The organism is Dyadobacter sp. CY312 (assembly GCF_021390535.1).
Classification (GTDB): Bacteria; Bacteroidota; Bacteroidia; order Cytophagales; family Spirosomataceae; genus Dyadobacter.
In genome coordinates, this window is record NZ_JAJUXG010000032.1 from 1 (window position 1) to 14,256 (window position 14,256).

Consider the following 14,256-nt stretch of genomic DNA (forward strand, 5'->3'; position numbering starts at 1 on the left):
GCCGCTGTATATTACAACGAAAACAAAATCTCCCAGGGTACCGCAGCATGCATACTGGCATACAACTACCCTGCCGATGCAGATGATCTGACCGCCACACAAAGATTAAACATGCTTTTGAAAATCAGTGCGATGAACCAGAATGTGAAAAGAAACAGTATTCACATCTCACTGAATTTTCATCCCTCCGAAGCGCTTTCAAAAACCAGGCTCAACCAGATAGCACAGCAATACATGAAGCAGATCGGATTTGGAGCGCAACCCTTTCTGGTATACCAGCATCACGACGCTGCCCATCCGCATGTGCACATTGTATCAACCATTGTAAGACGCAACGGCCAGCGGATCGATATACTCAATATCGGACGCAACCAGTCCGAGAAAGCAAGAAAGCAAATTGAGCTTGACTACGGTCTGCTGGCTGCGCAGGGCAAAAGCCAGCAGCAGCAGCTGAGCGCACAAAGGATTCAGTACGGAAAACAGCAGACCGTAGCAGCCATTTCGGCCGTTCTGAACGCAGTACTGCCTGTCTACAGATACGGCTCACTTTCCGAGCTGAATGCAGTGCTGGGCCAGTATAATGTAAGTGCTCAGAGAGGAACACAGACCTCTGAGACATTCAGGCGAAGGGGGCTGGTCTACCGGATTCTGGATTCAGAGGGTAAGATGACAGGTGCGCCGGTAAAGGCCAGCAGCATACCCGGCAGGCCAACGCTGAGCTACCTTGAAAAGCGGTTTGAAATCAATCAGCTCACCAGGCAGGTCCATGGGCCAAGGCTTCGCAGCATGATTGATCTGAAGCTGCTGCGCGTGCCGGACGGGTCGTTGCGCACGCTGACCGAATCGCTGGATAAGGAGGGAATCAAAACAGTAGTGCGTCAAAACAAACAGGGGCTGATAGCTGATATGATATACGTTGATTTTAAAACAAAATCCGTATTCACATCATCTGATCTCGGAAGAGCCTACACGCCATCGGCAATCCTGGACCGCTGCGCCGGCCGCGACTATGACCGGCGGCAGATACCAGTGCAGGTGCCCCGCTCAGACCAGGGCACGCCGGAATATAACAGACCCGGACCGCAGCATCCGGGCAATATACATTCCGGTTCCGATCAGGGCGGCAGCGAGCATAACCTGGATCTTCTTTTTGAGCCGCTCACAGCAGATCATTACCTGCCCTGGCAGCTAAGAAAAACAAGGAAAAGAAAACACAAAAGACTCAACCAACAACTCTAATAAAAGATCAAAATGGCATCGAATACCGGAGAAAACGACCATGCGCTTCACAGGATTCTGGATATGACCAGACTGATCAGTCTGGCTCTTTTAGGTCTGCACTTCTACTATTATTGCTACACGGCATTTGCCGGATGGGACCTTGTCTCACCTTTCACAGACCGCATCATTGAGAACATCGCTAAAACCGGTCTTTTCAGCTCGTTTGTTAAAACCAAACTGTTTGCGCTGGGTTTACTGGCCATATCACTGCTGGGGGCCAAAGGCAGGAAAGAGGAAAAGCTCAGCACCGGAGTGCTGCTGCTTTATATCGCAGCAGGAGTCTGCATATACTTTCTGAGTCAGTCCATTCTGGCTGTCGATGCCGGCGCCAGATCAGTGAGCTGTATTTACTTTTTTGTCTGCACGGCCGGATACCTGCTGATTCTTTCAGCCGGCACGATGCTCTCAAGGGTAATCCGGCTGAAACTAACCGGACAGGATATTTTCAACAGGTACAATGAAAGTTTTCCGCAAAGCGAAAAACTGATCGAAAACCAGTATTCGATCAACCTTCCGGCCCGCTACTACCTGAAAGGAAGACTGCGCCGGAGCTGGATCAATTTTATCAACCCTTTCCGGGGTATCCTGGTGCTGGGATCACCCGGGTCAGGCAAGACCTACTTTGTGATCCGTCACATCATAGCCCAGCACATCCAAAAGGGCTTCAGTATGTTCGTCTATGACTTTAAATTCGATGATCTGACCAAAATCACCTACAACACCTGGCTGCAAAACAAACATGTCTACAAGGTGATGCCACGGTTTTATGTGATCAACTTTGACGACCTTTCACGCTCTCACAGGTGCAATCCGATAGAACCCTCCGGCTTGTTGGACATTACAGATGCCGCTGAATCCGCAAGGACGATCCTGATGGGACTCAACAAAGAATGGATCAAACGCCAGGGTGATTTTTTTGTCGAGTCGCCTATCAACTTCCTGACAGCAATCATCTGGTTTCTGAGAAAATACCACAATGGCGCCTTCTGCACGCTTCCCCATGTCATCGAGCTTATGCAGGTTCAGCAGGATAAACTCTTTACCATCCTCCGCACTGAGCCCGAGATACAGACCCTGATCAGCCCGTTTGTTTCCGCTTTTATAAACGATGCGACCCAGCAGCTGGAAGGCCAGATTGCCACTGCACAGATCTCGATGGCAAGACTCTCATCAGCTTCACTGTACTATGTTCTGTCCGGAAATGACTTTAGCCTTGATATCAATGATCCCAAAGAGCCCAAAATCGTTTGCATGGGAAACAATCCTGAGAAAATACTAACCTATGGTGCAGTGCTTTCTCTGTACGTGACAAGACTGATCAAACTGGTAAACAAAAAGGGAAAGCTGAAAAGCAGTCTGATTTTCGACGAATTTCCGACCATCTACCTCAACCACGTCGACAGTCTGATGGCCACAGCGCGCAGCAACAGGGTGTCGACTACCCTGGGCCTGCAGGATCTGAGCCAACTCAGAAAGGAGTACGGAAGAGAGCAGGCCGATGTGATTATGAACATTACCGGTAATATTATCAGCGGACAGGTCTCGGGGGATACAGCCAAGCAGCTCTCCGAACGTGTGGGCAGAATCATGCAGGACCGCACCAGCTTTTCGATTAACAGGACAGATACCTCTGTAAGCCGCTCAAAGCAGTTGGATACGGCCATACCTCCATCCAGAATCAACGCGCTCAGCTCAGGAGAATTTGTTGGTCTGATGTCGGATAACCCGGATCAGAAAATCGAACTGAAAGCATTTCAGTGCGAGATCATCAATGACCACCAGCAGATCAGAAAACAGCAAACCGCCTACAGGGATGTCCCCCTGATAAGAAACCTGGTTGACGGAATCGTTCAAAGAAACTTTGATCAGATCAGACAGGACATTGCGGACCTGATCGATTCGGAAATAGCCCGTATGCTCAATGATCCTGAGCTGCAATATCTGGTGCTGGTCAAATAGGCCCTATTACTGACAGACAGAAGCCCGTATTTACGCAACCTGTCGACGCGTACGCTGATCGGAATCAGACAAAGGAACCAAGCCAGTAGGCTTCACGATCAGCTCTGGAAGTTCAAATAACTTCTGAACCCCAGAGCGTAGAATTCCGGGCTTTCCAGCCTAAGCTGACGTCTACAAGCTACGACCAATATGATTGTAGTGACCAATAAATCAATATTTTTTTCAGGTATATCCAAACGAAAGGGTGATTTGAATACACTCACGTTCAGTTTCACAAAGTGTATTGTGCAGGTTTCTATCTGTAATGCTTCACTTCTCAAATCGCAAATATACCCTTAGCTGGGTTTGCATCTTCGATTTAGTGATATTGAAAATGTCAGAAAAGCCTTAACCCTTCAAGTAGTTATAACTTTTCTGACATTTGACTATTTTATTCTATTCCCTGATTTAAATGGAAGCTAATTGAAGAAAGAGTATGAGCTTGGTCCCGCTACAGGAATTCCAGAGTATATTCCGCCCGGGACACATTGTGGCGTAAATGTCATATCTACACTGCTGCCTACAGGAGCGTTAAATATAACTCCAGTTTCATCACATCTGCTTTGTCCTGAACCGGAAGATATAAGATTCCCCCCGGAATCCCGAATTTGCCATGTAATGTTTGCGACAGGAACAGCACAGTTCCAATTAATAGATACACCCGTCGAGCCACGCATTGTATGATACATACCATTAACTGAATTGTTACATGGAATCGATCCGTACATATAGTTTAGTGCGGTTATGTCATTTGCGTTAAAGGGCCTGTTTGTTCCCGCACCTATACATGCGAGCATCCAGCTGGCAGCGTCTCCTCCTGTAGGTGTGCCAGGAATATGAACCGCTCCATGAGCTGGTTCAGGAGCGGCCGCTGGTCCGCCACAGCTGAAGCTATGGTCCAGATAATCGGTGTGATGCAAGCCAATAGCGTGTCCGATTTCGTGTGCAATTACAGTTGCGGCGAAATTCACGTCCGGGGTGGGACCCATTCCTCCAACAGCAGCGTTATTGATTGAGATATTACTCGCAGGTATTCCTCCCGATGGAATTGGGGATTGCCCCCAAATATTCGCACCTAGATTGACAGGATTAAGGCTTATATTATTGGCTCCGGAAACAGCAGCTACTCTTTGAAATGTAAGTTTGAGCCCTAAAGCATTGTATCGCGCAATGGCAATGTCAGTCGCTGTAATGTATACACCAGGTAAATTACAGATTATTTTAATTGCCCTTGGAGTGGTTACGTAATTGCCGAGCCTGTATTGCTCAGACTCAGCGATACGTATGGAGTTAGAAGCCAATGTGTCACCGAGGCGATTGAAGTCTTTCGCTGTTAAAAATATATCTCCCTCAACGACGTAGCCGTTTTGCCATTTTTTAACGTCATCAGTTCGAAATCCTAATTGTTTGATTCCTCGTAATACATCATCTGGAACAACCTCATTTGGGATTGAAATCAACTTTTCATTTTGGCTTCTTTCACAAGACAGAAGTGTCATTCCAAAAACAAAAAAACAACCGAGTAATAATTGCAATTTTTTCATTTTGATTAAAGATTAGTTGAGAAAAATATAAGATTATCAGGAAATACCTATCTATATGACTATTATCTTCTGCCTGTATTTATTGCCATGTGAGTTGGCAATCTCAATAATATAGTTTCCGGGAAGAAGCATGTTCAAGCGAACGCTTCCGAATAGACTGTTTAATTGCTGATCTCCAAGTACTGTTCTTCCCAGGGAATCGTAAATTTTCAGGTTATAATTATCGTATTCTCTGAATAGAATATAAAGTATCTGATCATTTTTAACAGGATTTGGATAGATGATAAAGCTTGTGTTCACTATAAAATACAGAGAAACAACTTCACTTACTACCTCTATATTTCCATTTAATCTGAGCCTAATTCTATAAAAATTCACTCCTTCACTAGGATTTTCGTCTATAAAATTATAGGTAAAATCTACACCAATCGCCTGCTGTGAGAGTGTAACCCAACCAGACTTGCTTAATTTTTCATAAAATAAGAGTTTTAAATTATAGGTAGTACCAAAGGAAACTAAAAGTTTTGCCGCAGTTTGGCCATAATGGTCAACTAAAAAAGACTTGAAATAACAGCCTGTTCCTTGATCATTAATATCAAAAGTGAGCCCTTTATTGCCTACTAATTGATTATCAAGAATAGTTGACACTGCCAGGTACGGTGTTGATAAAGAGCCTTGAGGAATGCTGACAATAGTATCTGTGACCGCAGCTATCTGTTTTAAATAATTTCGATCCAAATTAAATACCTCATACCGAATTGCATTGAGACCCGGTTTCCAGTGAAGTAGAACTGAATCTGGGCAATTGTAACCCACTGACGGAATAATGGGAGATGAAATACTAAACTTCTTGGTATTAAAAGACACAGTATCAATTATCATTCTAGCTTGAAATGTACCAATACTATTTAAAGTATTCCAGTGATAGATGTTTTTAGACAAATCGACCCCTGAATTAATAACCTCCCATGTTTGACCGTTGTCCTGGGAGTATTCCAGTCGTCCCTTCTTGCTTTTAAATGTAGTTTTCCATCGGAAATTGACTCCCGATCCAATTTCAATTTGGTCACGATCTACCGGATATGTCCACTTGAACTTATTTAAGGTATCCCACTTGTAAGCAACAAAGAATTTCTGACTGCTTGTTTGCAAATGATAAGCTTTGACGTTAATGTAGTAATCTCCCGAGATCGGTGATGGTACTGTGATTTGTTCAACTACATTTATACTGTCACGACCAGTCTTGGCAATGAGCCGCAAGGAATCACTATCGGGAAAATGATTTAGAACCCATGGATACAATTCTTTTGTCGAAATATTGTCTTTCAAGCTTAAGTCTAAGTCGTTAATTATACTTCTGTATGAATTAGGAGCTGCTGGTGGATCGATCCAGACTAACGAAATCTTCAATTCACAAGCATTTTTTGGAATTTTTAGCTGAAATGTTTTCGTTGGACTTGTTTGCGATACTGAATCTATAATATACCTTTTAGTGTGAATATTCTCAATTGAAGCATATGCATTTACACTTCCATAGCCAGACAGAAAATCAATTCCGTCGGATTCAACATCATCAGCGCCATTAATAAGTATTGCTTTCAATAACCCATTTTCAAGAGGGCTTCCTGAATTCGACTTCTTATAAGCATCCTGAAGTAACAAAGCAATTCCAGAAACCGTAGCAGCAGACTCCGAAGTGCCGTTGTCGCTAAAAGCCACAAGTTCTGGTTTGACGCGTCCGTCGTTTGTGGGCCCTCTTGAGCTAATTGGCCGAACTTTGCCTTCACTATTCACTGTTCCTATTGTTAATACATTTTTCGCGGCCTTAAAACTGCCTGAAAGGTTTGCAAAATTTGGTATCATTTTATAAATACCCTCATTGGAACTGATTTCGCCACTGTTTCCCGCAGAAAAAATGTGAATCAATGACGGGTTATTTGCGGTACTATAATCATATGCTTTCGAATCATTTCCGTAAAAGGTTTCAATCCCAACACCGTATGAATGATTTTGGACAGTGATATGGTGTTGCAGATAGAAGTCGTTGGTGTTTGGTAGCAATACATTAGCACTGGAGGAACTTAAATTTGCTTTCCATGCCACCCCTTTTGCAGAATAATGAGAATTGCCTCCGCCTCCAATAATTCTAGCCATTTGTGTAGCATGGGTAGATGCTTGACTACTTATTTCCGGTGTTGACCGGATCCTTCCCTTAAAGTCAATATTTGTTGTGTCAAATAAATTCTCTTTTATGGATGCGGTTATTCCAGATCCATTAATTTCAGGAAACTCGCTATGTACCAGATTGATTTCATTAACCGGTGTTTTGAAGTTGAGTGACTGACTTTCCCTTTCTTCTATGAGTTGCCGATCTCCACTTTCAATATAAATAACATTTTCATCATTTATCAATACGGTTTTTATGAAGTCGTACTCACATTCTAATATAAATGTATTGATATCCGCAAACGACTGCTTGAGTGTATATTTTAAGGGGTTAACAGAGAGCAGTTCTTCGAAGGAATCGTTGTTATTGACGGTGATATGAAAGATTTTTTTACTATTCAATTCCAAATCATTTTTGTTAATGAGCGAAGGTGACAGCTTAAAGCTATTGTTAGCCATTCGTATAAACACAAAATTGCTGAGGTTGTTTTTTACCCATAGAGGCGAGGTTCTTATGATATACAAATCACTTTCTAGCTGACGAACAACATTTAGACTTTCTCTGAAAAACCTGGTGCTTTCAGAAGATATTTTTGCCAGGTAAAAGGTAGAAGTATCGTTGCGTATATGTGTAGTAGTGCTGTCGGCAAGCAGATTGTAAAAATAAAAATCTGAATGATTCATTTCCAATGGGATCCGTTGGGAGTAAGTGTTAAAACTGAAAAATAAAAATATCCAGGCTGCTAGGCGTCCATAGTGCATATTTTAACAAAGGTATATTCCGTAGAAGTAGTTGCCTCGTTCTGTCAAGTTTTTTTTATAAATATATAAAGAATATAATTAAGTAAACAAATATTATTCTATCAAACTATTTATCGGATGATGGAATAAAATACTGGTTGATTATTTCAACGGAAACGGTAACCCGGATTTTGTTTTGGGCAAATATGGGTCTGAACACGCAATGCAGGGCACATGATGAAGGGCCAGCGGAAATGGTGTACAAAGATTTTGACGACATCTGGGCTATTGATTCGATCAAGAGCTTTTTACATGACCAAAGAAAGGCATGCGTGTGCTCAGTCAACCAAGGAATATTGTTGTCAAGCTACGAGAATTCTCCAATTGTTAAAGCATCGGATAAAAAAATTAAAGAGCTTCATAAATAACAAGCCTTATCCTTGGGACGACACTTTTTATCTCAACAGCTTCTTTAAGTCCATCAGTTTTTTCCAGAGCTGGCTATAGATATTATCAATCCTATCTGATTTTTATACTGTTAATTACAGCTAATAATAGAATTAAGTAAAATGTTTATCACATCTTGAGGATGGCAAAATTCAAATTAGGGCAAATACAACAATAGTGGTTGCTGTCACCCTTATTTGTAATCTATATTCAAAACCTGTGAAGCATTGTCTTAATTTTAATTAGCTCGTTTTTCAAGATAAATCACCCGCAGTACATCCGAGAAAGAACTCTTTACGAAGTATAGATAGTCATCATCCCAAAAATTACCAACGGAAGTTATTGCTGCCGGGTAAATCAAATCTGCCATTGGAAATACTTCCATGCATGATCAGCCCGATGGTATAAATGTATGGAAGGTGCAGGTCACAGTTGGCCCTACCGGACCCGATGCAAGGCTTGGTAACCAGTTAGAGCCTGAGTAATTCATACAAGTCCACCAGTCACTCCAACTTATTGTGGCGGATATACCCAAGAAAACTGTATTACTGCCTGGTGGATCAAAATACTCACCCGGAAAACTGCTTGTGGAAAAGTTCCAAGAATATCCAGGCCCCACTCGAGCATCTGATTCTCCGGATTTGTTTTTAGACAACGAATCCACGTTTACGACATCCACATTTCGCTCCTTAGAACAGAGCAGAACAGCACCTGCAAAGAAAAGCGATAAACAAACGTTAAATTTTTTCATGGTTTATTCGTTTGAAGTGAAAAAATAGACAACGTAATACTAATTGTACAAAACATCGCTAAGTTATAGAATTTATTCAAATTATTAAAATTTGCAGATTAGATATTGATGTAAATAAAGTTTGACTAAGTGAACAATGAAAAAATATCTGATTTATATAATTCTGCCAGTTTCCGCAGCATGCACCCGAAGTCCTGAGGTAGAACCAACCAGTAAGAACAACCGTCAAATTGTACTTCAGAACCCAGGCGATTTTGTCATAACAGGTGCATTTCTTGATTTTCAAAACTCTGTTTGGAGAATCCCGACGGAGTTACCACCTGATTCCGTGGCAGATTGACCACCAACAGACTATTGTTCGTCAATAGTCAAGGAAATATAGATCAATTATGGTCAATTTCAACCGAAACGACATGTCCTCAATTTCCGAATTGTGATGATCTGTGGCTCCAAATTCCAGTCAGTGATATGACCTAAAAACTATTATTTACTATTACTATTGTTTCAATGCCAAATGACAGCTATATTTATGACAAAATGTTATAAAAATGGATTTAGTTTTAGAAGCGGGCTTTTCCCGTGACAGCTTTGAAGTCATACAACAGGTAAGATCCGGAGTCAAACGCGGGAAAGCGGATGAGGTTGCCGGTAAAATAGGGTTAACCGATAAAGAAATGGCCCCAATCCTTAATTTATCAGAACGCACCCTGCACCGACTTCGTCCCGATGCATTGCTGGATAACAACTCGTCTGAAAGGCTGCTGCTGCTGGAACAACTTCTTGGGCATGGATTGGATGTATTTGACGGCCGGGCAGATGTGCTTGGACGCTGGCTCAGAATACCACTGTCAGAGCTTCATCAGCAAGCCCCACTTACCCTGCTGGATACCACGACGGGCATTGGTATGGTGCATAATGTTTTAGGCCGCATTGAACATGGCATTTATGCCTGAGCATATTTTTTCAGATCCGGCTGCTAATAACCAAACGATGGCATATCGCTTGGTTAAAGAACGATTTATAGATACTCCGTTATCATCCGAAGGAGCAAAACGTTATGGTGGCAGATGGAACCCTGTCGGCACAGGTATTCTTTATACTTCTTCAAGCCCTGAACTGGCATTGCTGGAACAATTGGTTCACTTACCTGCCCTACCCTACCAGGATCTCCCAAGACTATTTTTAATCACTATGGTTTTTGCCTGCACACCAAAATTGGTTGAGAAATTATCTCCAAATTGGCGTGACCCAGCCAATTATTATGATAATCATCAGTTACTGGAAAATTGGCTTAACGATCCGGATGTAATGGCACTCAAAGTACCCTCAGCAGTAGTTGCTGAGTCATATAATTTCCTGCTTCATCCTTTGCACAGGGAATATTCAGAAATTAAAATTTTAAGCACCAAAGCTTTTAACATAGATCCCCGTCTGTGGAACGTCAGAAATCCATAAATGCAATTGGAAAACTTTAAATTTTGAAGCATAAAAATTAAGATACGCTACTTCCATCTTCAAAGCGGACTAACCATCTCGACTATGCTGTTCAATGTTACTAACCTGAGTTCGATTTTAAAATAGCGTAATGTGGTTTGTAATAGTTGTTTCAAATTTGATTGCGGGCTTTTTCGGCAAGAAGCAGTAAGCGATCAATCCAGATATTAGATTGGTTATGAAATTCGCAAATGACCTATGTCTTGAATGCTCAACTTGGCACATATTTTTCAATTCATCGTTGACAGTTTCAATAACAGACCGCTTTCTGAGTAATATTTTATCCCTTAACTCCATAAGGCAGTCGCCCGGCGACCCGGTTTTCATTTTATTTCTGATTCCTGTAATCAATTGTATACCGTCCACAAAAAGAAGCTGCGATAATTGCTGAGAAATATATCCTTTCTCAGCATAAAGTTTACCATTCACCACTTCGATAAACTTTTCATTTTTAAGTGGTTGCCTGTCATCTGCCTTAGCCTGTGTGATAATAAAATTCAAAATTCCCACTTTATCATTATAATTAGACGGAGCTTAAATCGCGCGGCAAACCGTCCAAAAAACCATTCCATTATCTAGAAAATACCATTCTTAAACTGATCCGGACGTTTTCTGCTATCGCGATCTTTATCGGCTGTCTCGGCCTGTATGGACTTGTAAAGTTCATGGCTTCACGCGGGATGAATATGGCTTTCGAAAAAGTACGGAAAACGTCCGATGGCTCCATTTATGTGGTGTCGGCAAGGAACCGAAAAATGTGTAAACTGACCCTGGAAGATTAGATGACCCGCGCCAGTTCCAATACTCACTTGTCTCAGATCCTGCATGTCAATCCAGAAAAAATTAGCGTTTAAAGCTTACACGATGAATGGAGATGTGTATCTTTTGAAGGATAAAAATACGTTTAAAGACCCTTCCAATTCGCTGCCCATGCAGGAGCGGCTCGACCTGCCCACTTATTCGCAGAAGAAGATCAACGAAGCCGGTCTGAAAGAATACAACCAACGTTTTATCGTCTACGAAGCCCGCAAGCAGATATCGCCCAACGAATACCATTAACTTAAAAACAAAAGCGGAAACAATTAACGTATATAACAAGACATTAACCGCTTCCGCTTTTACAGAGTAATTCAAAGGACTGTCTTAATCGTGCAAATTCGCAGAGCGCAGATATTCCAGAATTTTTTGCGGCTCATCAGTCTGAACAATGTTCGCTCCTTTGCTGATCAGCGCTGTAATCGGTTCTTTTACATTTCCTGTCCGGATTTGCTCATCTGGCTTTCCAAGGGCGTTGATCCACACCCGCGCATTTTTCTTTTTAATCGCTTCGTTCACTTCCGTTGTGTTGAATTTGGAATCAATATGGATGACCTCGGGACTGAATAACCTGATGGCGGAGTCAGCCATTGCCTGGTTGTAAGCCCTGGGCATCATCATTAGCTTTTCAGAAGCTGCATGAACCTTGGACAAAACCTTGTAATCACTGTCAAAAAAGAAAACAATGTCCTCTGTTTTGGTCTTTTTTACAATTTCAATGATCGGCTCAATCCAACTGGTTTTCAGGTCCAGGTCGATCAGCAGCTTGCCTTTCGCCACTTGAAGGGCTTCTTCCAGTGTCGGGATCTTTTCGTTGGTAACCTTGCCATTGGCAACGAGCCGCAACTTACGCAACGCTTCATAATACATCTCTTCCAGATTGCCCTTTCCATTGGTGGTGCGGTCTACTTTCTGATCGTGCATCAGCATGGGAATGCCATCTTTACTGACCTGGACGTCTATCTCAATGATGTCGATCCTAAGACGGACCGCTTCTGCAATCGAGGGGACGGAATTTTCGGGATACTGGTGATGGACCGCCCTATGCGCAGCAACAAGGATATTTTTGGACGATGCATTCAAAAACTCTTTTCTGATCTTATCGGCCTGGTTTTGGGCGAAGGCAGGTTGCCACACGGATGCCAAAAGTATAATAGCAAAAGTTAAGCGGGTCATGTTGTTTAAATAAATTTGATCGAAAAAAATAAAATACGTTATAACAAACCGGCAAACCCATAACCAGGTTGCCGATTTGTTAAAGCTTAAATACTTTACTGTAAAAGCCACATTTTGGACCATTGGTCGTTTACCGCAGGCACAAGTCTGTCAATTGCTGCCTTGGTATTTGCTGGATTGTAGTTGGTTTCACTATCTCCATAAATATACCGGATCGGAATCTGGTTGCCCTTGCCCCCATCGATAATGTTCTGGCCAATCTTCGGGTAACCAGTCCTCCGGTGGTCAAACCAGCCTTCCATTGTGCTGAAAGAAGAAACCCATTTGTGCTGCATGACCACCTCCAATTTATCAGCGGCTGCGTCGTATTCAGCCTCGATGCTGTTCAGGAATGCCATTTTATCAAATGCAACCGTGGCATGCGAAGCGGGGTTATAAACTTTTGCATCCCCGTTTGCGATACCAAAATGATCCAGAGAAGCCGAAATCCCCGCCTGCAGATAAGTCAAGGGCGAGCCGGTAATCCACCCTCTTGAAGCCGCCTCTGCCAGAATAAAATTCACTTCCGAAGCCGTAATAAATATCCCCTTTACAATCGGATTGGTGTTAGCCCGGTAAACATCCCCCAGGTAAGATACAAAGGGGTTGGTGGCACCGCTGTTGTAAATGGCGCTGTTCAATGCAACAGCCTCTATCCGGTGAGCAGCCAGGTTGTTGTTGTGGTTATCCGGATTGGTCATGGCGATTTTCAATCCTACATACAATGCGGTATCCAGCCCTGGCTGATAAGTTTTCACATAACGCTTAACCGCTCCTGCCGCATCCTTTGCAATCACAACATCCGCTCCTTTGTCCCTGACCAGCGTTTGCACGTCCACCGGCCTAAACCATATGGTCAAACGCGGATCTTTGCGCTGCTTCAAGAATTCAACCATTGTGGAAGCCGCTTTGATCCGGTAAAATGACGAGGTCGTTGTCGTGATCAATGGTCCTAATGTATAGGAATCGGTCGTGTTCGTACCTGGGAACCGCAAAGCTGCGTCGTCGGCAGCCTTCGTCATAAGCGGGTATTTTGCAGGATCAGCAACCATTTTCTGAAATTCGGCAGTCACATCCACGCCAACTGCTTTCATTTCGGTCGTCTTGGCCGACAATCTAAGTAAATATCTTAACCGCAACGAATTGGCAAACTGTCTCCATTTAGTAATATCTCCTGCATAAAGTAAGTCTGCTTTGCTTATCCCCGGTGATTTTACAGGGCCTGCCTGCGACAGCGCCGTGTTTGCTTCATCGAGGGATTTAATGACGCCTGCGAATACATCGATCTGCTTATCGAACACCGGCTGTAAATTCTCCGTGCCTTTGAGTGCTTCCGAATAAGGGATATCGCCCCAGACGGATGTCTGCAACCCAAACCAGAGAGACTGCATTACTTTCGCAGTTCCTTTCAAAAACAGGGAATCCTGATTGCCCCTGGCACGTTGTTCGAGATAACCCGCATTGGCAAGGGGCTGGTTTAGCCCGGCGTAATCAAATGATGATTTCAACCATGCAAACTGGTTTGTGATCGAATATTCAAGGAAATCACGCTGCGTATATTGCATGGCTTCGGGAACGACACGCTGGGTAATGTTCCCTGAAAACGAAAGGTAAGCAATCCTGGAAGCCGAGCTGGAAATCACTCCCGTAAGAACGAACGCCGGATTGACCTGGTCGTCGCCCAGCGCGTCGGGATTTTTGTTGATCTCGGTCAGGTCCTCGCAGCCAAACAATGAGAGAATGGCACACAGCATCAACGGAACGCTTATAAATCTTGTTTTTTTTCCAAGTATCATAATAGAG

12 protein-coding genes are annotated in these 14,256 nt (G+C 43.0%); 6 read left to right on the top strand and 6 right to left on the bottom strand.

The annotated features are described in order from the left end of the window. Window positions 1–1,239: relaxase/mobilization nuclease domain-containing protein (locus LZG71_RS28690; protein ID WP_233826441.1), on the top strand; the 1,239-nt coding region annotated here is incomplete at its 5' end. A 12-nt stretch (window positions 1,240–1,251) separates the two neighbouring features. Next, entirely contained in the window at window positions 1,252–3,240 is a 1,989-nt protein-coding gene (gene mobC, locus LZG71_RS28695; RefSeq protein WP_233826443.1) for a conjugal transfer protein MobC, read from the top strand. A 458-nt stretch (window positions 3,241–3,698) separates the two neighbouring features. Here the strand turns inward: mobC and LZG71_RS28700 are convergent, their stop codons facing one another. From LZG71_RS28700 to LZG71_RS28710, 3 genes are all read right to left on the bottom strand, one after another. Then, window positions 3,699–4,778, bottom strand: a complete 1,080-nt coding sequence (locus tag LZG71_RS28700) for a M57 family metalloprotease (RefSeq protein ID WP_233826445.1) — start codon at window positions 4,776–4,778, stop codon at window positions 3,699–3,701. A gap of 96 nt (window positions 4,779–4,874) precedes the next feature. After that, on the bottom strand, window positions 4,875–7,673 hold the full coding sequence (locus tag LZG71_RS28705; protein ID WP_233826447.1) for a S8 family peptidase: 2,799 nt from the start codon (window positions 7,671–7,673) through the stop codon (window positions 4,875–4,877). Between the two features lie 895 nt (window positions 7,674–8,568). After that, window positions 8,569–8,928 carry a hypothetical protein gene (locus LZG71_RS28710; RefSeq protein ID WP_233826449.1) on the bottom strand — a complete coding sequence of 120 codons (360 nt, stop codon included), beginning with the start codon at window positions 8,926–8,928 and terminating at the stop codon, window positions 8,569–8,571. A gap of 136 nt (window positions 8,929–9,064) precedes the next feature. Here LZG71_RS28710 and LZG71_RS28715 point away from each other — a divergent pair, with 136 nt between their 5' ends. The 3 genes from LZG71_RS28715 (at window position 9,065) to LZG71_RS28725 (ending at window position 10,383) form a co-directional block, all read left to right on the top strand. Next, window positions 9,065–9,268, top strand: a complete 204-nt coding sequence (locus LZG71_RS28715; RefSeq protein ID WP_233826451.1) for a hypothetical protein — start codon at window positions 9,065–9,067, stop codon at window positions 9,266–9,268. 208 nt (window positions 9,269–9,476) lie between these two features. Further along, on the top strand, window positions 9,477–9,881 hold the full coding sequence (locus tag LZG71_RS28720; RefSeq protein WP_233826453.1) for an antitoxin Xre-like helix-turn-helix domain-containing protein: 405 nt from the start codon (window positions 9,477–9,479) through the stop codon (window positions 9,879–9,881). Beyond that, on the top strand, window positions 9,874–10,383 hold the full coding sequence (locus LZG71_RS28725) for an RES family NAD+ phosphorylase (RefSeq protein WP_233826455.1): 510 nt from the start codon (window positions 9,874–9,876) through the stop codon (window positions 10,381–10,383). Before LZG71_RS28720 ends, LZG71_RS28725 begins: the two co-directional genes overlap by 8 nt. Window positions 10,384–10,500: 117 nt before the next feature. On the opposite strand, the gene LZG71_RS28730 is transcribed toward LZG71_RS28725, so the two are convergent. Beyond that, the gene (locus LZG71_RS28730; protein ID WP_233826457.1) at window positions 10,501–10,932 is read right to left on the bottom strand and encodes a transposase; all 432 of its coding nucleotides are present in this window, start codon (window positions 10,930–10,932) and stop codon (window positions 10,501–10,503) included. 315 nt (window positions 10,933–11,247) lie between these two features. Between LZG71_RS28730 and LZG71_RS28735 the strand changes: the two genes are divergently transcribed. After that, window positions 11,248–11,481 (top strand): hypothetical protein, encoded by a 234-nt coding sequence (locus LZG71_RS28735; RefSeq protein ID WP_233826458.1) that lies wholly within the window; start codon window positions 11,248–11,250, stop codon window positions 11,479–11,481. A gap of 84 nt (window positions 11,482–11,565) precedes the next feature. Here LZG71_RS28735 and LZG71_RS28740 read toward each other — a convergent pair whose 3' ends face one another. Together LZG71_RS28740 and LZG71_RS28745 are read right to left on the bottom strand one after the other, a co-directional pair. Further along, window positions 11,566–12,414: a glycerophosphodiester phosphodiesterase family protein gene (locus LZG71_RS28740; protein WP_233826459.1), complete on the bottom strand. Its 849-nt coding sequence runs from the start codon at window positions 12,412–12,414 to the stop codon at window positions 11,566–11,568. 95 nt (window positions 12,415–12,509) lie between these two features. Further along, window positions 12,510–14,249, bottom strand: a complete 1,740-nt coding sequence (locus LZG71_RS28745) for a SusD/RagB family nutrient-binding outer membrane lipoprotein (RefSeq protein ID WP_233826460.1) — start codon at window positions 14,247–14,249, stop codon at window positions 12,510–12,512. Window positions 14,250–14,256: the final 7 nt, after the last annotated feature.

Bases quoted from the DNA above. Each gene is read 5' to 3' on its own strand.
- mobC (WP_233826443.1), top strand. From the start codon at position 1,252: ATGGCATCGAATACCGGAGAAAACGACCATGCGCTTCACAGGATTCTG.
- LZG71_RS28700 (WP_233826445.1), bottom strand. From the start codon at position 4,778: ATGACACTTCTGTCTTGTGAAAGAAGCCAAAATGAAAAGTTGATTTCA.
- LZG71_RS28705 (WP_233826447.1), bottom strand. From the start codon at position 7,673: ATGAATCATTCAGATTTTTATTTTTACAATCTGCTTGCCGACAGCACT.
- LZG71_RS28710 (WP_233826449.1), bottom strand. From the start codon at position 8,928: ATGAAAAAATTTAACGTTTGTTTATCGCTTTTCTTTGCAGGTGCTGTT.
- LZG71_RS28715 (WP_233826451.1), top strand. From the start codon at position 9,065: ATGAAAAAATATCTGATTTATATAATTCTGCCAGTTTCCGCAGCATGC.
- LZG71_RS28720 (WP_233826453.1), top strand. From the start codon at position 9,477: ATGGATTTAGTTTTAGAAGCGGGCTTTTCCCGTGACAGCTTTGAAGTC.
- LZG71_RS28725 (WP_233826455.1), top strand. From the start codon at position 9,874: ATGCCTGAGCATATTTTTTCAGATCCGGCTGCTAATAACCAAACGATG.
- LZG71_RS28735 (WP_233826458.1), top strand. From the start codon at position 11,248: ATGTCAATCCAGAAAAAATTAGCGTTTAAAGCTTACACGATGAATGGA.
- LZG71_RS28740 (WP_233826459.1), bottom strand. From the start codon at position 12,414: ATGACCCGCTTAACTTTTGCTATTATACTTTTGGCATCCGTGTGGCAA.
- LZG71_RS28745 (WP_233826460.1), bottom strand. From the start codon at position 14,249: ATGATACTTGGAAAAAAAACAAGATTTATAAGCGTTCCGTTGATGCTG.